This window comes from Achromobacter sp. D10 (genome assembly GCF_035282245.1).
In the GTDB taxonomy this organism is placed as follows: Bacteria; Pseudomonadota; Gammaproteobacteria; order Burkholderiales; family Burkholderiaceae_B; genus Achromobacter; species Achromobacter insolitus.
This window is the reverse complement of sequence record NZ_JAYJLE010000006.1, coordinates 230,223-250,756: the sequence shown is the minus strand read 5'-3', so window position 1 is coordinate 250,756 and position 20,534 is coordinate 230,223. Positions and strand designations below refer to the sequence as shown.

The window sequence follows — 20,534 nt, the reverse complement described above, 5'->3', positions numbered from 1 at the left end:
TAAGGGCGAGGTTTCATCACAACAAACGAGTAATTTTCATGAAATAAGTCTGGAATGGAATAAATACTGAAGCCCGCCTGGCTTGGGTACGATAGCCGCCTCTTGCGGGAGTCGCACCATGGGTATCACGCTGCGCCAGCTACGGGCCTTTTGCGCCGTGTATGAGCTGAAGAACTTCACCCGCGCCGCCGAGGCGCTCAACCTGACGCAATCCACGGTCAGCAAGCTCTGCTCCGAACTGGAGAAAGCGATAGGCATGGCGCTGTTCGAGCGTTCGGCGCGCGGGGTGGAATTGCTGGAGGGCGCAGCCGAGCTGTATGCCTACGCGCAGGAAACCTTCGGCTCCCTGCGCGCGGCCGAGCGCAGCCTGAGCAGCCTGGCCGGCCTGGAGCGCGGCGAGGTGTCCATCGCGGCTTCGCCCATCATGATGCATACCCTGATCGCGCCGGTGGTCACGCAGTTTCACGCGCGGCATCCCAACATTGTCTTCGACCTGCACGAGCTTACCGGCGACGAGGTCACCGAGCACGTGCTGCACGGCAGGGCCGATCTGGGCCTGGTAGCGATGGAGAGCCAGGACCCCAGGCTGGACTGCCGCATCGTCTATCGCGGCCCTATGTACGCCGTGGTGCCGGCCAGCCACCCCTTGGCGCGACACGACCAGGCGCGCTGGCGCGAGCTCGCCCGCTACCCGCATATCCTGTTGCGCGGCACGTACACCGTGCGCCGCAAGATGGACCAGATTCTTCAGGACCAGGGACTGACGGTGCGCAGCGTGGCGCAGACAGGAAGCCTGACCACCGCCTTCGCCATGATCCGCGGTGGCATGGGCATCACGGTCATGCCGGGCTATGTCCGCAATGTCTGCCAGGAAATGGGCCTGAAGGCGCTGTGCATCGCCGACCGGCCGCAAGCCCTGCACGAACTGTCCATCCTGCGCCGGGCCGACTACCGGTTGTCGCGCGCGGCCGCCGCATTTCTCGCCGCCTTCGAAGCGCACCTCGGTGAACAGGGACAGCCCGCAGCGGCCAACGATTCATCGCTTTCTTGAATGCCTTCATGACAATTAATCAATTGTTTGCATGATGGACCGCTTCCATCATTAGCGCGTCGAGGTCCACACCCCGCGCGCTATCCGGCCCAACGGTCGCCTCGACGCCATAACCAAGCAGGGCAAACCAGCCCGCAGGACGAGGAGACCCCGACATGACATTCAAGCCTGGCCTGAAGCAGCTGCTGACGCTGCTCGCCGCCCTTCCCGCCATTGCCGCGGCCGACACCTATCCGGCCAAGCCCGTCACCTTGGTGGTGGCGTATGCGCCCGGCGGCATGACCGACATCCTGACCCGTCGCATCGCGGCCGATCTGCAGACCCGACTGGGCAAGCCCTTCGTGGTGGAGAACAAGCCCGGCGCAACCGGTCAGATCGCCACCGAGTATGTATCGCGGCAGAAGCCCGACGGCTACACCATCCTGGTGGGCGCGACGAGCCACGTCATCAATCCCGCCATGAAGAAGCTGCCCTACAACGCCCGCAAGGACTTTGCTCCCGTGGCGCTGCTGGCCGTCAGCCCCAATTTCCTGCTGGTCAACGCCAACCAGGGCATCAAGACCTACGCGGACTTCAAGGCTTACGCGCAGAAGCAGGCTTCGGTGCCCTATGGCACGGCCGGCGCCGGCGGCGCCCCCCACATCGTGGGCGAACTGCTGCGCTCGCAAAGCGGCCTGCCGCTGATGCATGTGTCCTATCGCGGCGCGGGTCCCGCCATGACGGATCTGGTATCGGGCCAGGTGCCCTTCGGCATGGCCGAGTCCGTGACGGCCAATGCGTACCTGCAATCCGGCAAGATCGTGCCCCTGGCCATCGCCTCGGCGCAGCGCCAGCCGCGTTATCCCGACGTGCCCACGCTCAACGAGCTGGGATACAAGGGCTTCGACCTCAGCACCTGGGTAGGCGTCTATGCCCCGGCCGGCACACCCGCCGACATCGTCCAGACGCTGAACAGCGAAATCCGCAAGTCGGTCATGCAACCGGCCACCCAGGAATACATCCGCTCGACCGGCTCGGAGCCCGGCGACATGGACCTGACCCAGTACCAGAAGTTCGTCAGCGACGAGATGGACAAGTGGCAGGCCGTCATCACCCAGGCCGGGGTCAAGGATGAGTGAGGTCCGCATCGGCTCGCTGTCGCCGGAAGCCTATTTCTCCGAGGCGCTGCGCGCGGGACGCCTGGAAGTCCAGATGTGCCGCAGCTGCGGACTCTCGTTCTTCTTTCCGCGCACGCACTGCACTCACTGCCGTTCGCAGGAATACGCCTGGCGTCCAATGCGTACCGGTGCCACGCTGTATTCCTATTCGGAAATCCCGGCCACGCCGCAAGCGCCCGCGCGCAACGTGATCCTGGCCGACATGGACGAAGGGTTCCGCATGATGTCCACCCTGCTGGACGAAGGCGAACTGCGCATCGGCATGCGGCTGACGGCCAGGCCTGATCCGCAGCGCGCCCGGGTGGTCTTCGGACCGGAGGCGCCATGACGGACTGGAACAAGAGCCTGCGCGGCGCCATCGCCATCACCGGCTGCGCCACGGCAGGCATCGGCGATGCCGGCGGCCTGAACGACCTGGAAATCACCTCGTTGGCCGTGCATGCGGCCGTGCGCGATGCCGGACTGCGCATGGACGACATCGACGGCCTGATGAGCGCCAGCCTGTCCTCGTCGATGTGGTTGAGCAAGCTTTCGGAATACCTGGGCCTGTTTCCGCGCTTCATGGACAGCACCCAGATAGGCGGCGCATCCTTTGTGGGTCACCTGCTGACGGCCGCAGCGGCCATCCAGGCCGGCCTGTGCCGCAACATCGTGATCGCCTATGGCGCCGCCCCGCGCGGCGGCAATGGCGTTTCGGCGACCTCCGGCGCCCGCGCGCGGCTGGATCCGTTTCCCTACGAAGAGCCTTTCCAGCCATTCAATCCGCCCACCAGCTACGCATTGGCCACGCGTCGCCATATGCACGAATACGGCACCACCCGAGAACAACTGGCCGAGGTGGCGGTGGCCGCGCGCGCCTGGGCGCGGTTGAATCCGGAAGCCTACAAGCGCGAGCCGCTGTCGATCGACGATGTACTGGCGGCGCGCGTAATTTCCTCGCCGCTGACCGCGCGCGACTGCTGCCTGGTGACCGATGGCGCAGGCGCCATCGTGGTCACAGCAGCAGGACGCGCCAACACGTCACGGCCCGTGTACGTGCAAGGCACGGCCATGGCGCACTCGCATCGCCAGATCGCCTGCATGGCCGACCTGACGCGCACCGTGGCGGGCCAGAGCGCCGGCCTGGCGCGCGAGCGCGCCGGCGTGGCGCTGGCCGACATCGACCTGGTGCAGCTCTACGACGCCTTCACGATCAATCCCATCCTGTTCCTGGAAGACATGGGATTCTGCGACAAGGGTGAAGGCGGCGCATTCGTGTCGGGTGGGCGCATCGCCCCCGGCGGCGAACTGCCGCTGAACACCAACGGCGGCGGACTTTCCTGCGTGCATCCCGGCATGTACAGCATGTTCGGCCTGGTGGAAGCCGTGCGCCAACTGCGCGGTGAATGCGGCGAACGGCAGGTGGCAAAGGCGCGCACGGCGCTCGTGCACGGCAACGGCGGGGTGCTTAGCGCCCAGGCCACGACCGTGCTGACCAATTGGATGGACTGAAGGAGATTCAACATGCTGGAAGGAAAAGTGGTGGTCGTCACGGGCGCGGCCAACGGCATCGGTCGCGCCGCGGCCCTGGCACTGGCCGCTCAGGGCGCCCGCGTCGTGGTCAATGACCTGAACGTTTCGCTGGACGGCACCAGCGCCTCGCAGAGCACGGCCGCCCAGGTCGTTGAGGACATCCGCGCCACGGGTGGCGAGGCCATCGCCAACGGCGACTCGGTCGCCGAGTACGCAAGCGCGCAGCGCATCATCGAGGCGGCTGCCGATACCTATGGCCGGGTGGACGCCGTGGTGAACAACGCCGGCATCGTGCGCGACAAGATGTTCCACAAGCTCACGCCGGAAGACTTCGATGCCGTGGTCAAGGTGCATCTGTATGGCTGCTTCAACCTCAGCCATGCCGCGGCCCGGCATTTCCGCGAACAGGGCGGCGGCAGCCTGATCAACATGACATCCAACTCGGCGGTCATCGGCAATCGCGGCCAGGCCAACTATTGCGCCGCCAAGCTGGGCATCGTGGGCCTGTCCAAGGCCATGGCGCTGGACATGGCCGCGTTCAACGTGCGTTCGAACTGCATCGCGCCGCTGGCCTGGAGCCGCATGACCGAGACCATCCCGGCCAAGACCGAGGAACAGGCGCGCCATGTCGAGAAGATCCGCCGCATGGGTCCCGAGACGATCGCGCCGCTGATCTGCTATCTGGCGTCGGACGCCTCGTCCGATGTGTCGGGACAGGTGTTCGCCATTCGCTTGAATGAAATCTTCCTGATGAGCCAGTCCCGCCCTGTGCGCTCGGTACACCGCTCGGACGGCTGGACCACCGAGAGCATCGCCGAGCACGGCATGGCAGCGCTGCGCGCGTCGTTCATGCCTCTGGATACGTCCGCCCAGGTGTTCGCCTGGGATCCGGTCTGAGGCTGCCATGGCGCTGGACTATCGCAGCCTGAAGTCCCACGTCTTCGCGCCCCAGCGCCAGACCTATGGCGAGGATGCCTGCATCCTCTACGCGCTGGGCGTGGGCGCGGGCCTGTCCGAAGACGCCGCCGTCGGCGATGAAACCCGGTTCATCTATGAAAAAGGACTGCGCGCCTTGCCCGCCATGGCCTGCGTGCTGGCCTATCCCGGCTTCTGGATGCGCGATCCCCGCCATGGCCTGGACTGGAAACAGGTCGTGCACGGCGAGCAGCGCATGCGCTTTGCGCGCCGCCTGCCCACCCGCGCCGAAGTGGTATGCCAGATGCAGGTCTCCCGCATCGCGGACAAAGGTCCAGGCGCGTTCGTCGTAACGCGGCGCACGCTGAACGACGCGGCCACGGGGCAGGAACTGGCTCTCATCGAACAATTGAACATCTGCCGCGGCGACGGCGGCTACTCGGGCGGCGACGCCGCGCTCAGCGATACGCTGGCCGCACCCATCGCCGCGCCGCCAGCCGCCCCGCCGGACAGTGTCATCGTCCTGCCTACCTGCCGCAACCAGGGCGCCTTGTACCGGCTTAACGCCGACCGCAATCCGCTGCACGTGGATCCGGCCAGCGCGCGGCAGGCCGGCTACGAGCGCCCTATCCTGCACGGCGCGGCGCTGCTGGGCATGGTCAACCGCGCCCTCGAGGCCGCTTTGCGCAAGCTGCCGGATCTGCGCCTGGGCGAACTGGACCTGCGCTTCATGGCGCCGGTGTATCCCGGGCTGGATGTTGCGGTATCGCTGTGGGGGCAGCCGGAGGGAGTCGCCCTCGCCTGCCATCAGGCCGGCGCCCTGTGCGCCCAAGGCCGCGCGGCCTGGGCAGAGGAGAAACAATGAAAGACAAGACATGCGCCAACGTGGAAGAAGCCCTGCGCGGCGTGGAATCCGGCGCGGTGATTTTCGTTGGCGGCTTCGGCGGTTCGGGCATCCCGGCGCGCCTGCTGGCCGGCCTGCTGGCCAAGCGCGACGTGAACGACCTCACCCTGATCAACAACAATGCCGGCGCGGGCGAAACCAGCTTTCTAGCCCTGGTGGCCTGCGGCCGCGTCAGCCGCATCGTCTGCTCGTACCCACGCATGCCGGGCAACGATGTGATACGCCAGCGGGTGCAGGCGGGTAGCCTGGCAGTGGAAGTCATGCCCCAGGGCACGCTGGTCGAACGCATCCGCGCCGGCGGCGCGGGCATGGGACCGTTCTATTCCCCTACGGGCTACGGCACGCCCCTGGCGGAAGGCCGGGAGACCCGCGTATTCGGCGGACGCGGCTACGTGCTGGAGCAACCCCTGCGGGCCGACTTCGCCTTCATCCGCGCGCATCGCGCCGACCCGCTAGGCAATCTGGTCTACCGCCGCGCCCAGCGCAATTTCGGGCCGGTCATGTGCATGGCCGCCCGCAGCACCATCGTCGAGGTCGACGAAATCGTACCCAGCGGCGCGCTGGATCCCGACACCATCGTCACGCCCAGCCTGTTCGTGCATCGCCTGTTGGGGAATCCGCAATGAAACGACTGTCACGCGAAGAACTGGCGGCCCTGGTCGCCAACGACCTGCCCGCGGGCGCCGTCGTCAACCTGGGCATAGGCATGCCTACGCTGGTCACCGACCGCCTGGACCCGGCTCGCGGCGTGCAGTTGCACAGCGAAAACGGCATCCTCGGCATGCGCCTGCTGCAAGCGCACGAGACCGCGGACGGCGACCTCATCAACGCCAGCAAGCAATCGATCGCGCTGACCGAGGGCGCGGCCATCTTCGACCACGTCTATTCCTTTTCCATCATGCGCGGCGGCCACATCGACATCACGGTGCTGGGCGCCTTCGAAGTGTCGTGCCACGGAGATCTGGCGAACTGGTCGCTGGGCGCGGACGACCCCATGCCATCGGTGGGCGGGGCGATGGACCTGGCCGTGGGCGCGCGCAATGTCTGGGTCATGATGGAAGCGCTCACCCGCGAGGGCGCGCCGCGCCTGCGCGATCGCTGCGCCCTGCCGCTGACGGGCGCGGGCGTGGTCGGACGGGTCTATGCCGACATCGGCGTCTTCGACGTGCGCAATGGCGCCTTCGTCCCCCTGGCGCTGGTGGACGGCCTGCCGCCTTCCGGGCTGGACCGCTGGATCGATGCCCCCGTGCGCATCGAAGGCACGCCGCGCGTCCTGCATCCCAACTCCTGATTCCTTTCCGCCATGATACGCACTGAACATTTTCTCGAAGACGCCGAGTCCTGGCTGCGCACCGCGCTGGCGCAGTTGCGCCGACAGTATCCGGTCACCGACTCGCACACCCAGGAATGCCGCCAGGCCTGGAATCGCATGCTTTGCGAAGCCGACCTCATCGCGCTCACCTGGCCACGCGAATACGGCGGCCGCGAACTCAGTACCGCGACCCTGATCGCCTTTCACGAACTTTGCGCGCGCCTGCACGCACCGCAACCCATCAACAGCATCGCCCACGCAATCCTGGCGCCGACCCTGCTGCGTTTCGGCACGCCCGCGCAAAAAGCCCAGTTCCTGCCTGGCATCCGGCAAGGCAGCGAGATATGGTGCCAGGGCTACTCCGAACCGCAAACCGGCTCCGACCTGTCGTCCGTGCGCACCCGCGCCAAGCCGGACGCGGCCGGCTGGCGCGTCAGCGGCCGCAAGATCTGGACGACCCAGGCGCATCTGGCCAAGTGGTGCTTCGCGCTGGTGCGAACCGATCCCGACAGCCGGGCCCACCGCGGCCTGAGCTTCATGCTTATCGACATGCAAGCCGAAGGAGTGCGGGTCGAACCCATTCGCCAGATGACGGGCGAAGCCGATTACAACGAGGTGCTGTTCGACGCGACGCCCATCCCAGAGGGCCGCATCCTGGGCGAAGCCGGCGAAGGCTGGCGCATCGCCATGGCCGCCGCCGAGTACGAACGCGGTATCTACTTCATGCCACGCGTCGTCCAGCTGGAAGATGAACTGCGGCAACTGACCGGCGCGTTGGCGCAGGCTTCGCTCGCGCAGGCCGAGCTTGCGGCGCAGGAACATCGGGTGCGCGAGCTGGCCGATATGTGCCAGGTCATACGCTGGCGCGTGGACCGTGTACTGCGCCAGGTTGCCGCCGGCCACACCCCCGGCATCGACGGCGCGATGCTCAAGCTGCTGTGGAGCGAAACCCGGCAACGGATCTGGGAACAGCGCGTGGAACTGCTGGGCGAGGCCGCCATCCTCGGTCCGCAGGCTGACGCGCCCTATGCCGGCGCGGCCAGCGTGCTGCGCGAATTCCTGTGGTCGCGCGCCGAGACCATCGTGGCCGGCACCTCGGAAATCCAACGCAATATCGTGGGCGAACGCCTGCTCGGCCTGCCCAAGGACAGAGGACAACATGCATAGCGAAATCGGGACACTGCTGTCCTCCACCTTCGGCCGCCTGCTGGAACAACAGCATCCCGCCGCCTACGCACGCCGCGCGCTCGCCGCGGACCACGACGCCCAGCGCGCGCTTTGGAAAGAGCTGGCCGATGGCGGTTGGCTGGAAGCCGGATCGGAAGCATTCCAGGCCGAGTACGGTCCAGGCATCCAGCTCATGGGCGAATGGGCCGGCCGCGCCCTGCTCACCCTGCCGTATGGCGCGTCGGCCTTTCTGGCCAACGCCTTGCTCGAGCGCGTCCCCGCCCTATCGGACGTCGTGCTGGACCTGGCCGCGCATCCGGCCAGCATTCGCTGCGATCGCAACGGCGACGAACAGGGATGGATCGACGCCTATGGCCCGACGGCGCAATACCTACGCCTGAGCCGTCAGGACCAGGGCTGGCTGCTGGCGCGCTACGACCCGGCGGCGCTCGAAGCCGTCCAGGGCCTGGACCCCACGGTCGCGCTGGCTCGCCTGCACGGACCGGCCGTCGCGCAGGCCGAGCTGCCCACCGCACAGGTCCTGCCCGTACTGCAGAATCATCTGGTCTTTCTGCTGGCCCAGTTGACCGGCACGGCGGGGGCGTCGCTGGACCTGGCCATCGCCTACGCCAAGGAACGCGAACAATTCGGCCGGCCCATCGGGCAATTCCAGGCGATCAAACACGCCCTGGTCGACGCCTGGACCGGCCTGGACAACAGCCGCTACGCCGTGGAAGCCTTGCTGGCGGCCCGCGCCGCGCCCGATCCTGGGCTTGCGGCGCTGGCCTCCCGGCTCGCCGCCAGCGCATCGCGGCGCGCCGTGAAGCTCGTGATCCAGGTGCACGGGGGCATCGGGTTCTCCTGGGAACATGATGCCCAGCTGTACCTGAAACGCGCTTACCGGCTGGCAATCGAGGCCGAACGCCTGGCCACGCTGATGCAGGACTAGGCCACCACCCAGCGCCCGCCAGGCCGGGCGCCGTTAACATAGCGGCTTCGACAGCCGCTTTTTTCGTGCGGATTCCGCGCGGCGTCGTCGCGCCCGCCCCTATCCTGCATCCGATGAGCCCCGCCCCGCCGCCATGCATGCCCGACCGACTGGCGTCCTACTACTGGAGCGGCAATACCCTGCGCAGCCGCAGCGTCAGCAGCGCGGTGCTAAGCACCACCTTGGACCTGCCCGCGCCGCCCCCGCGTGTGCTCGCCGACTGGGACCGGGAGATGGCGACACGCCTGTTCCTCGAACCCGGCGACGTGGAACAGATGCCCTTGGCGCGCACGCAGGCACGCTGGCCCGAGTACGGTCAGTGCCCGCAAGCCATGCGCCAGTGGACGCGAACACTGGGGTTGCCCGGCGTGCTGGATACCGCCGACACGGCCCTCATGGCCTGCCTCGGCGCCCGCTACCACCATGACGCCGCGCAATATGGCTGCGCCGCCTTCTGCAACCTGTTCTTGAGCGAAGACCGGGGCCTGGACGTGCACTTCCCAGGCACCGGCCTGCGCATTCCGCTGCAGCGCGGCACCGCCATCATTTTCGATACCGGCCAGCCCCATGGCGTCATCCCGCGCCGTGGCACGGGCTTTCACGAGGCCGATTTCGCGGGCGGCCTGGATCTGGCGCAACTCTTCCTGACCTGGGAACTGCCTATCGACGACGCGCGCGTCGCCGGCGCGCTCGGCATCGCCTTCGACATCGATCCGGCGACCGCGGCACGGCTGGACGAGGAGCAGGTACGGATGGACGGAAGACGCGTGGAAGTCGATCCGGCGTCCGGGCGGTGGCTAGCGAGCGACTAGCGTTGCCGCGCAGAAATAGCGCGCCCTATGAGCAGCCCAGGGTCAGGATCCTGGCAGCGCCGCGCCCATGGCAGCGAACAGGCCGCCGCATACTTTGTTGAAGCGCCGGCCTGCGCGCTCCAGCCAGGGACGCACACGATTCGCCAGCCGCGCCAGCACATACTCGACCAGGAACTCGACCACCACGAAAGTGGCGGCCATGATCGCGAACTGCGTGTAGAGACTACGGGTCGGATCGATGAACTGCGGCAGGAACGCACCGTAGAACAGCAGCGCCTTGGGATTGGAGATGGCGGACAGGAGCCCTTGGCTGAACATGCGCATGCCACGTGCGCGCGGCATGTCGGGCGCGGGCTGCAACTGCACGCCTGGCGCGCGCCAGAGCTGGATGCCCAGCCAGATCAGATAGGCGCCCCCCGCCCACTTCAGCACTGTCAATGCAGGCCCCCAGGCCTTGAGCAAGGCGCTGATGCCCAGCATCGACAAAGCGATTAACGCGACAAAACCGACCGCGCCGCCAGCGATGGTGCACAAGGCCTTGCGATGCCCGTGCAGCGCGCCGTGCGTAAGGGCGAGCAGGGTATTCGGTCCTGGAGTCACCGACAGGCCGATGACCGCGACCAGATAGATAAGCCAGCTATGCAGCGCCATGGCGGAATGCGTGAATGATAAGGAAGCGGCCAGTCTAGTCCGCGGCGGCGGGGCTGCGCAAATTCGCCTGCCCGGGCAGCCGGCAGGCTCCGGGCGACCAGGGAAGGCATGCTGTGTACCGCCGCATCCGAAACGTTCCATTCGCTGTGCCAATAGTTGTTATCAAGACAGCAAGATAGTCACGTATCCCCATGATTTACATGAATTCTTTCTCTATCAAGAGCCTGCGGCGGGCGCGCGCGTTTTTTTTTGCCGCCGCAAGGCTTCGGTACGTGGATTCCCGTTGATAGACTGCCCTCGCCTGTCATCTTTTTGTAAGGCCTGCCGAAAATTGGGTGCAAGACCAACCCCAGGAAGCGGCTGTAAATCACAAGGTCGGAGGATCTATCCATGAAGTTCTTGTCTCGCGGAATCGGCCGCGCGGTTCTTTCCATCAGCTTGTTGACGGGCGTGACGGCAACCTGGGCGCAGTCGCCGCAAACGACGCCGCGCGACCTGGCTGCGGAAGAACGCAACCGCGAACTGGTGCTGGCGTTCTATGACCGCTTCTTCAATAAGCATGAGGTCTCGGAAGCGGCGAAGGTCGTTGCGGACGACTACATTCAGCACAACCCGCACGTGCCGGATGGCAAGGCGCCTTTCGTTTCCTACTTCACGGAGCTGTTCCAGAAGAATCCGGACGCCAAGGCCAGGATCGTACGCTCGGCCACGGATGGCGACCTGGTGTATTTGCATTCGCATTCGACTCGCGACGCCAATGATCGCGGGCGGGCGGTGGTGGATATCTTCCGCGTCAAAGACGGCAAGATCGTCGAGCACTGGGACGTCATCCAGCCCGTCCCGGAAAAGGCCGCCAACGACAACACCATGTTCTAAGCGCTAAGGACAGGCACGCCTGCGCCTGCCTGTCCGTCCAGCGCCATCCAGGACCGGCGCTGCTTGTTCCCAGTCAGGGTCGCGGAGCTATTGAAATCGGTACTTGGCGAGGTCGTCGCCATTGATCCAATGATCGAACCGCTGCACGTCGAACTCCGACGGAACGCTGAGCCTGCGCTTGCTTGCGGCCTTGTTCACTTCCCGCACGCTGATTCTCGCGTCTTTGATGATCGTGGCGAACATATTGCATAGCTGCGCACACAGGCTTTTCTGGTAAGTAAACAGCATCTGCGCCGGCAAGTACCGGTCGCCGCGGATGTCGTACAGGCGCAGTTCGTGCGAAGCCCGCCGATAACCGACTCGCAAGCGCAGGTTGGTATAGCGGGTCGGCCAGTCCATCAGCGCCAGCTGCACGTCGGAATGCGCCTCCCATCCTTCGAACCGACGTTCCGATACTGCCCTTTGAATGCGGAGCCACAAGCGTTCAGGATCGTCGGTTTCCAGGATGATCATGGCCCAGGTCTTCAGTCGATACGATTTCAGTACCGTTTTGCACCTTAGCCGGGATTTGCGCGCGCGGCCGGCGACGCGCTGGCGGGCGGCGCGCCCACGATGATATTGGCGACATTGACGGCGTTCTGCTCCGAACCCATGCCTATGTCGATCACGCCGTTGGCGACTTGCCCCCCAATGCGGGGCAGTTCGACGAATTGGTTGTCCACGGTGAACAAGAACCAGTTTCCGACATTGCGCCGGGTGATCTCGCTTAGCTTTCCTGCCCCTTCCGGCGTGAACTGCAGGCGCAGGAATGCCGCGCCTTCCTTTGTCTTCATCGGAATCACGCTGGCCAGGTCCGCTCGCGTCAAGACCGGCGCGGGCTGCATGTAGAGCACCTGCCCCCTGACGCGTATGGCTTGAAGCTGCGCGGCGGGCTTGGCGTGGACCAGGCGGAAGTCCACGGTGGGCGCCGCCTGCGGCTGGGCCGCCGTCGCGGGTGCCGGCGCGGCGGCGGCCGCCTGCTGCGGTTTCAAAGGCTGGCAGGCCGCCAACAGGGCCGCGGACGTAGCTACGAGCGCGAGACGTAGAACGGTTTGCATAGGTATGTGATTTTTCAGCATCGATAGACCGGCGGAAGTTTCAAGCCGGTATGGGGTGGTCAATAAAGAAAGTGTGGTTGATCTTGGCGGCCGGCTAGCCTGCCTGCGCCGAAGCGCAAGTCTCGGGCTTCCAGTGGAATTCCGAGCTCAGTCCGTTCTTGTCGAACAGCACCTTGTACTGGCAGGCTTGCTCGCCACCGGCCGTAGGCAGACGGAACACGTAGTCCCATTCCCTCACGCCCCATATGCCTTCCCGGAAATGGGGCGTGCCAAGCAGGTAGTACAACTCGGTCTTGCTCATTCCAGCGCGCACGCTGTGCAGGTTATCCAGATTGGGCCGGATCCCGCCCTGCGGCCGGGCCGACGCCGCGTCGGGAAATACCGGATCGGCGGTGGAACCCGCGGCATCGATACGGCTCAGGTTGCCGCAACCCGCCAGGCTTGCCAGCGCGAGCAACGCGGCCATGGGCGCCAGGCGGCGGTAGAAGGAGTGCATGGGTTGCTTCATGAAAGTCAGGTCTCGGTTGCCATTGGGAACGCAAGCGGCGCGAAGGCGGCTCACCACTGATAGCCCACACCCACCGAGGCGCCGTAGTCGCCGCGGGAAGAGCTGCTGGCCAAGCCCTTGACCACCCATCTGCCGTTGTCCGAAACCGTCGACAGGCCCATGGCAAAACCGCTTTCGCCGCGCCAGGTGCCGCCGCCCATGCTGAACATGCTCTTGCCCGGAAGGTAAGCCTGGGGCAAGGCGGACATGGCCATGGCCGACGCGACGCCGGCGCTCAAGCGGTTGTCCTGGCGGCGCAGGTCTCCCTTGACGCTGGCAATCTGGTTGCTGAGATTGCCTTCCACGTCTCTGAGCTGGTTTACGTTGACGGCATCGGTGCCTGCCGTGCCCGGCGCGACATTGACGATCTGGCGTTCCGCGCCTGCCGCGCCCACGGATACCGTGTCGTTGCGATCCGCCACTGAACCGGCGCCCAACGCCACCGAATTGTTTGCCTCGGCCTTGCTGCCGTTGCCCATCGCGGTAGCGTTTTCGCCGCTGGCCTTGGCGCCGCTGCCCATCGCGGTGCTATTGCTGCCCGAGGCCGTCGCGCTGTTTCCGATGGCGGTGCCGTTGTTGCCCGAAGCCACCGCGCCGGCACCGCCCGCCACCGAACTCTGTCCTTCGGCCCTGGGCGCCACGTTGCCCGCGTCCTGACTGACTTGGAACATGCCGTCCGAGCCGTTCTTGAGCTTGGTCACGTCGCCTTCCACCTGTGCTACGCGGCCATCCAGTTCGTTGACGGTATCGCCAATTTCCACCACGGATTGATTGACGTCGCCGATGCGCTGGTCGGTGTAGTCGTTCGCCGCCTTCACCGCGCCGTCCAACTGGCGCAGGTTCACGGCATCGGTCGCGTTGCGGCCGTCTGCCACGTTGCTGACGGTGCGCTCCGCGCCAGGGGCGCCCACTGAAACCGTGCCTGCGGTATCGTTCTGCGCGTTCGAGTACTTGCCCGTGTAGGATTCCGCGCCCCGGTCGGCGATCGACCCATCCCCCAGCGCAACATCGCCTTGCCGGTTGGCCTGCGCGCCTGCGCCGATGGCCACCGTTCCGGCCGCGCCAGCGGCGGCCTCGTTGCCCATCGCGATCGAACCTGCGCCAGCCGCGACGGCAGCGGGGCCCACGGCCACGCTGCCGGCTCCGGTCGCCTGCGAATCAGGCAAGGCGCCGCCAGCGCCGCCGTTGGCGTGGAAGTACTTGATGCCCCCACCCGTATTGATGTTCTGGACGACCTGGCCCAGGCTGTCGACAGCCTGGTTGGTTGCGTACAGCTGAGACCCATTGATGGCGTCCAGACTGTCCGCGGCCACTCGCCCAGCCGCGACGTGCTGGATCTGCCGAGGCGCGTCCGCGCTGCCAACGCTTACAACGTCGCCGGCCGCCGGATTGCCGCCCGCATAGAGATACTCCACGCCGTTGATGATGCCGCGCTGCGTCGGCGTTGCGGCAACCGCCATCGAGCCCCGGCCCAGGATCACGGCCCCGTCCAACCCCGCGCCAACCGTCACGCCGCTGCCGATCACAAAGGCGTCCGCCGACGCGATCGTGTTGTCGCTGCCGTAGGCATACGAGCCGTTGCCACTGACCGAATTGCCGCTGCCGATGGCAGCCGAGCGGGCGCCGGTCGCGGAATTTCCGTTGCCCACGCTAAGCGCGCGCTCGCCGGTAGCGACCGCCCCGATGCCCGCCGCCAGCGCTCCCGCGCCGGAGGCGCCGTCGTTGTTGGCATTCGCCTGACGTTGCCCGTTATCGTTGATGCTGTAGTAACGGGTCTTGTTGGTTTCTATGGACTGGTTCAACTGATCCACGTTGACCGCGTCCGTGCCGGCCGTGCCGGCCGCCACGTTGTGGATCTGCGAGCCGCCCGTCCCGGAGGGGTTCAGGGTGACGCTGCCGTAGTTGATGGTGCCATCCGCATTGCGGTCGTACTTCACCGCTCCGGCATCCAGATCGTTGACGCTTGCCGACACCGCTTTCAGCTGGCTCACGTTCACTGCATCGGTATCCGTCGCGCCCGCCGCCACATTGGTCAGGCGGCGTTCTGCGTTCGCACTGCCCACGCTGACCTCGCCCACCGGTGTAATGCCCGCTATCGTCGCCGTGCCCGGGTTGTACGCCGCCGTGCCCAGCGTCGCGCCATCGGCCACCGCGTTCGCACCCAGCGCCACGCTCCCGGCGTGGCTGGCGTTCGCTTCACGGCCCAAGGCCAGCGCGCTCTCGGCCGTGGCCGTCGCGTTGTAGCCCACCGCCGTGCTGCCCTGGCCCTGCGCCGACGCATCACTTTGCGTCAACCCGGCCTCGTTGGTGCGCACGTAGCGGATGCCCATGCCATTGGCGTCCGTGTTCGCCTGGCTCGTATCGCCGGCAATGTTGGTGATCGTGTCACCGATCTGCGCCACGTTCTGGTTGGTCTCGTTCAGCTGCGAACCATTGACGGCTTCCGTGCTGGTCGGGCTCAGTTCGCCCGCCGCCACATTGCCTATCGTCGTCGGTGCGCCGCCGGGGTTCAGCGTCACACTCTCGTAGTTGACCGTGCCGTCCGGGTTGCGGTCGTACTTCACCGCTCCGGCATCCAGATCACTCACGCTCGCCGCGACCGACTTCAGCTGGCTCACGTTCACCGCGTCACTGTCGACCGTACCCGCCGCCACGCCGGTAATCTGCCGGAACTTTCCCGTGGCCGCGTCGCCCACGGATACCGCGGCCAAGGTGCTTTGCGTGGCATTTACCGCCGCCGCGCCTTGGGTGGCAGGAACATATCCAGCAACACCCGCCTGGGTCGCCGCCACAGAGCCGGCACCCAGTGCCACACCGCCCGCTGCCGTCGCGCTGCTACCGGCGCCCAGCGCCACGCTTTGTTCCGCGGCGGCGTTCGCCTTCGTGCCGAGCGCAACGGCATCGGCCAACTGGACGCGCGAACCCTCACCCATGGCGATGCCGCCCGGCGCGTTCTGCTCGACGATGGCGCCATTGCCGATGCCGATGCCGTCTTCACCATTCACCACGGTGTTGGGGCCGATCGCCACGGATTGTTCACCCGCTGCGAGCGAGTCTTCCTGCGTGGAGTTCGCATGGAAGTAGCGCGTGCCCGTGATGGTCAAGGACGTCATGGCGCCCGTCAGCTGGCGCACCGTGACGGCGTCGTGATCATCGGTACCATCCGCCACATTGGTGATCTGACGGTACGTCGTGCCGCTGCCCACCGAGACTGCGCCAAGCAGCGTGCGGTCGGTCGTATTGAACGGCACCAAAGCGCCGCCACCGCCCACCACGATGCTGCCGTTGGAGGGCGTCAGTGCGCGGTCGGCGACGGATCCGGTGCCCAATGCAACCCCGCCAACGATAGTGGACCTGCTCTCCCGGCCCAAGGCCAGCGCGCTCTCGGCCGTGGCCGTCGCGTTGTAGCCCACCGCCGTGCTGCCCTGGCCCTGCGCCGACGCATCACTTTGCGTCAACCCGGCCTCGTTGGTGCGCACGTAGCGGATGCCCATGCCATTGGCGTCCGTGTTCGCCTGGCTCGTATCGCCGGCAATGTTGGTGATCGTGTCACCGATCTGCGCCACGTTCTGGTTGGTCTCGTTCAGCTGCGAACCATTGACGGCTTCCGTGCTGGTCGGGCTCAGTTCGCCCAACGCCACATTGCCTATCGTCGTCGGCGCGCCGCCGGGGTTCAACGTCACGCCCTCGTAGTTGACCGTGCCGTCCGGGTTGCGGTCGTACTTCACCGTGCCGGCATCCAGGTCACTCACGCTCGCCGCAACCGACTTCAGCTGGCTCACGTTCACCGCATCGGTGTCCGTCGCGCCCGCCGCCACATTGGTCAGGCGACGTTCTGCGTTCGCACTGCCCACGCTGACCTCGCCCACCGGTGTAATGCCCGCTATCGTCGCCGTGCCCGGGTTGTACGCCGCCGTGCCCAGCGTCGCGCCATCGGCCACCGCGTTCGCACCCAGCGCCACGCTCCCGGCGTGGCTGGCGTTCGCTTCACGGCCCAAGGCCAGCGCGCTCTCGGCCGTGGCCGTCGCGTTGTAGCCCACCGCCGTGCTGCCCTGGCCCTGCGCCGACGCATCACTTTGCGTCAACCCGGCCTCGTTGGTGCGCACGTAGCGGATGCCCATGCCATTGGCGTCCGTGTTCGCCTGGCTCGTATCGCCGGCAATATTCGTGATCGTGTCACCGGCCTGCTCAACAGCCTGGTTGGTTGCGTAGAGCTGCGAGCCGTTAATGGCGTCCGTGCTGGTTCCACTGATGCGGCCTGCGGCCACATTCGTGATTGTGCGTTCTTCGCCGGCAGCGCCGACGCTCACGGTGCTGGACGGCGCCGTGCCCGCGAAAGAGTACGTGGTCCCATTGATGACGACTTGGGATGTCCCGACCGCAGCCGCCGTGGCAGAACCGGCCCCCAGGGCCACGTCGCCAGCGTTGGAGGCAATCGCATTGCTGCCCAACGCAACGCCGTTCAGCGCCGCCGTCCTGGCGGTGTCGCCCAAGGCAAGCGAACCAGCCGCCGCCGTCTGAGAGGCGTTGCCCAACGCTACCGACCCTTGCCCGATGGCCTGGTTGCCGCTGCCAATGGCTACCGCGCCCTGCGCGGCGCTGTTGCCGGCCGCGTCACCCGCCGCAATATTGTTCTGGCCCAGCGCGACCGCGCCGTCGCCATTGGCGGTGTTCGGATCGCCCAGCGCAACTGCTCCGTTGCCGATGGCAGTCTGATCGCGGCCGATGGAGACTGCACCGCCAGACGCATCGCCGGCATTCGCCGAGGTCGAGCCCGAGCCGATCGCGACGTTTTGGCCATCGGCCCCGGTCGTCACGCCATTGCCGATGGCAATATTGTTGCCCCCCGTGCCAGCCGCGGTTGCCGCGGCGGAGCCGATGGCAATGTCATTGTCGCTACGCGCGGCGGCCTGGGTTCCTGCTGCGAAGGTATTGTTGGCCGATATGCCAGCACCGGCCTGATTGCCCAGGGCAATATTGTTGTCGCCCGTCAAATTGCTGCCTGCCGCCGGCCCCATCGCGATGTTGTTGCTGCCGGTGACGTTCACCCCCGCGGAGATCTCCGCAGGGTCGCAATCCATCAAGGCGCTGCCTACCAAGAGTATGCCTCCGGAGCCATTACATTGGGAACCTACGCCGCCAATAGCGATATTGGCATCGCCTGTCACATTGCTGCCCGAATAGGCTCCACCGGCGAAGTTCGCGGTTCCCGTGACGTTGTTGCCCGTCGTGCCTCCGATTGCGGTGTTGTTGGCCCCCGCCACATTCGACCCCGCGCGTTCACCTACGCCTGTGTTGCGATAGTTGCCCGCCTGGCCGTTCGCGCCCGCCGCGCCGCCGACATACACGTCACTTTCGCCATGGGCCTCGGAATACTCGCCAACGGCGACTCCGCCAGCTCCGATCGAGCGCGCGTTGTAGCCCACGGCAACACCATTGATGGACTGGGCCGTTGCGCCCACGCCGGCCGCGATCGAATTCGCACCCACAGCCCCGTCATTGTTGTAGTTGCCCTGGATCAGGCCGCCATCGTTCACGCTGTAATAGCGCGTTCTGGCATTGTCGAGTTGGCTGACATTGACGGCGTCGCCTGCGTCCGTGCCTGCCGCGACGTTGGTGATCTTCCTGTTGCCCATGTCGATGCCAGTACCGGAGAGCACGGGCCCACCATTGATCGACACGCTGTCGAAGGTCGGCGTCGCCGAGGTCGAGACCGTGATCTCGGAGCCGTTCTGCGTCAGCTGGATGTTGTTGCCGCCGGTGACCGTCATGGTCGAACCCGGCTGAATCGCCGTGGCACTGGTTCCGGTGGCATTGCCCGCGGTGGTCAGCGTCCAGCCCTGGTTCAAGGCATTGATCGCATCGCCGATGTTCGTCTGGTTGCCGCCAGCGATATTGAAACTCGGCGGCGCGACCTGACCGGTCGCGGGGTCGTAGCTTGAGCCCGCTCCGATGGCAGCCGCCGTGCTGTTGCCGAGATTATTGACATTGGTGCCGAGCGTGCCGACAGCCTGATTGGTGGCATAGAGTTGTGAACCGTTGATGGCGTCCGTGCTGGTCTCGCTCAGTCTGCCTGCGGCCACGTTCGTAATCGTGCGTTCTTCGCCCGCGGCGCCCACGCTCACCGTGCTGGACGGCGCCGTGCCCGCGAAGGAATACGTGGTGCCATTGATGACGGTCTGGGATGTCCCGACCGCCGCCGCCGTGGCGGAGCCGGAGCCCAGGGCCACGTCGCCGGCATTGGCGGCCACCGCATTGCTGCCCAGCGCAACGCCATTCAGCGCCTCCGTGCTTGCGCTGTCGCCCAGAGCAATCGAACCGGCGGCAGCCGTCTGCGAGGCATTGCCCAGCGCGACCGAGCCTTGTCCGATAGCCTGATTACCGCTGCCGATGGCTACCGCGCCCTGCGCGGCGCTATTGCCGGCGGCATCGCCAGCCGCCACATTGTTTTGCCCCAGCGCCACCGCGCCGTCGCCGTTGGCCGTGTTCGGATCTCCCAGCGCGACCGCGCCATTGCCGGTGGCTTTCTGATCTCGGCCGATGGCCACTGCGCCGCCGGACGCATCGCTGGCGACCGCGGAGGTGGAACCCGAGCCGATCGCCACGTTCTGGCCTTCGGCGCCAGTGGTCACGGCGTTGCCCATTGCGATGTTATTGCCGGCCGATTGCGCCGACGTCGCCGCGTCCCGGCCGATGACGATGTCGTGTTCGCCGCGCGCGGCCGCGCCATCTCCCAGCGCCACGCCGTAGGCCGCGTTGTCATAGGCCCGCGCGCCGCGCCCCACGGCAATGCCGGAAGCCGCATTGGCATCGACGGTGGATTCACCGCCCAGGGCGATCCCGTCCTGCGCCGCCGACGATGCTCCCCTGACCTGATTGCCGCCCAGCGCCACCGCGCCGCCGCCGGTGGCGCGCGCGCCGGCATAGGATCCCGGCACACCGCCGCCGCCGATGGCCACGGCATTGAGGCCGGAGGCCGCCGAGAAGTTGCCGATGGACGTGGCGGCGCCGCCGCTGGCGTTCGACGAATTGCCGATAGCCGTCGCGTTGCGCGCCGTCACAGCCGCGAAATTACCTATGGCCGCACCGTAATGGGCTTCGGCACGGGCCGAGTTTCCTAAGGCCACGGCATCCTCGCCCACGGCCCGGCTACCGCGGCCGACCGCGACGGCGGCCAGATTGCTCGTAGTGCCGTTAGCCAGGCTATCCGCCCCAATGGCGACATCCCCATTGTTGACCGCGCTGGAGCGCACGCCTATAGCGATAGCCTCGCCGCCCGTAGCCCGAGACTGCCCTGCGATTGCAACCGCATTGCTGCCGGAAGCCTGGGCACCTGATGCTGCGGTGTTGGACGAGTTGTTGCCGCCAATCGCCACCGCGCCAGTACCCGTGGCACGTGTCCACTGGCCCAACGCGGTCGCGGACGGGCCCGAGGCCACGGCCTGCATACCGACCGCCGTCGAGCGAGCGGCACCAGAAGCCGAAAAGCCCAGAACGACGGCACCGGAACCTGTAGCCGTGGCATACGGCCCCAGGACCTGGACA

At 66.5% G+C, this 20,534-nt stretch carries 17 protein-coding genes; 12 read left to right on the top strand and 5 right to left on the bottom strand.

Annotated features, from left to right (window positions below):
* Positions 1 to 118 precede the first annotated feature (118 nt).
* The 11 genes from VCS63_RS18885 (at position 119) to VCS63_RS18835 (ending at position 9,818) form a co-directional block, all read left to right on the top strand.
* On the top strand, positions 119 to 1,051 hold the full coding sequence (locus VCS63_RS18885) for a LysR family transcriptional regulator (protein WP_323880708.1): 933 nt from the start codon (positions 119 to 121) through the stop codon (positions 1,049 to 1,051).
* A gap of 155 nt (positions 1,052 to 1,206) precedes the next feature.
* Complete coding sequence (locus tag VCS63_RS18880; protein ID WP_042794965.1) at positions 1,207 to 2,169, top strand: Bug family tripartite tricarboxylate transporter substrate binding protein; 963 nt, start codon at positions 1,207 to 1,209, stop codon at positions 2,167 to 2,169.
* Entirely contained in the window at positions 2,162 to 2,536 is a 375-nt protein-coding gene (locus VCS63_RS18875; RefSeq protein WP_063640174.1) for a Zn-ribbon domain-containing OB-fold protein, read from the top strand. The genes VCS63_RS18880 and VCS63_RS18875 overlap by 8 nt, the downstream gene beginning before the upstream one ends.
* Positions 2,533 to 3,699, top strand: coding sequence for an acetyl-CoA acetyltransferase (locus tag VCS63_RS18870; protein ID WP_042794967.1), 1,167 nt, complete (start codon positions 2,533 to 2,535; stop codon positions 3,697 to 3,699). The genes VCS63_RS18875 and VCS63_RS18870 overlap by 4 nt, the downstream gene beginning before the upstream one ends.
* 12 nt (positions 3,700 to 3,711) lie before the next feature.
* A complete protein-coding gene (locus VCS63_RS18865) occupies positions 3,712 to 4,617 on the top strand; it encodes an SDR family oxidoreductase (RefSeq protein WP_042794968.1) in 906 nt (301 codons plus the stop codon).
* A 7-nt stretch (positions 4,618 to 4,624) separates the two neighbouring features.
* On the top strand, positions 4,625 to 5,500 hold the full coding sequence (locus tag VCS63_RS18860) for a MaoC/PaaZ C-terminal domain-containing protein (protein ID WP_063640171.1): 876 nt from the start codon (positions 4,625 to 4,627) through the stop codon (positions 5,498 to 5,500).
* Positions 5,497 to 6,165, top strand: a complete 669-nt coding sequence (locus VCS63_RS18855) for a 3-oxoacid CoA-transferase subunit A (RefSeq protein ID WP_042794969.1) — start codon at positions 5,497 to 5,499, stop codon at positions 6,163 to 6,165. The genes VCS63_RS18860 and VCS63_RS18855 overlap by 4 nt, the downstream gene beginning before the upstream one ends.
* Entirely contained in the window at positions 6,162 to 6,830 is a 669-nt protein-coding gene (locus tag VCS63_RS18850) for a CoA-transferase (protein ID WP_042794970.1), read from the top strand. Before VCS63_RS18855 ends, VCS63_RS18850 begins: the two co-directional genes overlap by 4 nt.
* A gap of 12 nt (positions 6,831 to 6,842) precedes the next feature.
* Positions 6,843 to 8,018, top strand: a complete 1,176-nt coding sequence (locus VCS63_RS18845; RefSeq protein ID WP_112966191.1) for an acyl-CoA dehydrogenase family protein — start codon at positions 6,843 to 6,845, stop codon at positions 8,016 to 8,018.
* The gene (locus VCS63_RS18840) at positions 8,011 to 8,967 is read left to right on the top strand and encodes an acyl-CoA dehydrogenase family protein (protein ID WP_104653760.1); all 957 of its coding nucleotides are present in this window, start codon (positions 8,011 to 8,013) and stop codon (positions 8,965 to 8,967) included. The genes VCS63_RS18845 and VCS63_RS18840 overlap by 8 nt, the downstream gene beginning before the upstream one ends.
* A 137-nt stretch (positions 8,968 to 9,104) precedes the next feature.
* On the top strand, positions 9,105 to 9,818 hold the full coding sequence (locus VCS63_RS18835; RefSeq protein ID WP_323880706.1) for a hypothetical protein: 714 nt from the start codon (positions 9,105 to 9,107) through the stop codon (positions 9,816 to 9,818).
* A gap of 42 nt (positions 9,819 to 9,860) precedes the next feature.
* On the opposite strand, the gene VCS63_RS18830 is transcribed toward VCS63_RS18835, so the two are convergent.
* Complete coding sequence (locus VCS63_RS18830; RefSeq protein ID WP_323880704.1) at positions 9,861 to 10,469, bottom strand: LysE family translocator; 609 nt, start codon at positions 10,467 to 10,469, stop codon at positions 9,861 to 9,863.
* Positions 10,470 to 10,859: 390 nt separating this feature from the next.
* On the opposite strand from VCS63_RS18830, the gene VCS63_RS18825 reads away from it, so the two are divergent.
* The gene (locus VCS63_RS18825) at positions 10,860 to 11,345 is read left to right on the top strand and encodes a nuclear transport factor 2 family protein (protein WP_323880703.1); all 486 of its coding nucleotides are present in this window, start codon (positions 10,860 to 10,862) and stop codon (positions 11,343 to 11,345) included.
* A gap of 87 nt (positions 11,346 to 11,432) precedes the next feature.
* Here the strand turns inward: VCS63_RS18825 and VCS63_RS18820 are convergent, their stop codons facing one another.
* From VCS63_RS18820 to VCS63_RS18805, 4 genes are all read right to left on the bottom strand, one after another.
* A complete protein-coding gene (locus VCS63_RS18820) occupies positions 11,433 to 11,858 on the bottom strand; it encodes a hypothetical protein (protein WP_112966195.1) in 426 nt (141 codons plus the stop codon).
* Positions 11,859 to 11,902: 44 nt separating this feature from the next.
* Positions 11,903 to 12,442, bottom strand: coding sequence for a SecDF P1 head subdomain-containing protein (locus VCS63_RS18815; RefSeq protein ID WP_323880702.1), 540 nt, complete (start codon positions 12,440 to 12,442; stop codon positions 11,903 to 11,905).
* A 94-nt stretch (positions 12,443 to 12,536) separates the two neighbouring features.
* Entirely contained in the window at positions 12,537 to 12,950 is a 414-nt protein-coding gene (locus VCS63_RS18810) for an outer membrane protein assembly factor BamE (protein WP_323880701.1), read from the bottom strand.
* Positions 12,951 to 13,000: 50 nt separating this feature from the next.
* The gene (locus VCS63_RS18805) at positions 13,001 to 20,437 is read right to left on the bottom strand and encodes a YadA-like family protein (RefSeq protein WP_323880699.1); all 7,437 of its coding nucleotides are present in this window, start codon (positions 20,435 to 20,437) and stop codon (positions 13,001 to 13,003) included.
* Positions 20,438 to 20,534: the final 97 nt, after the last annotated feature.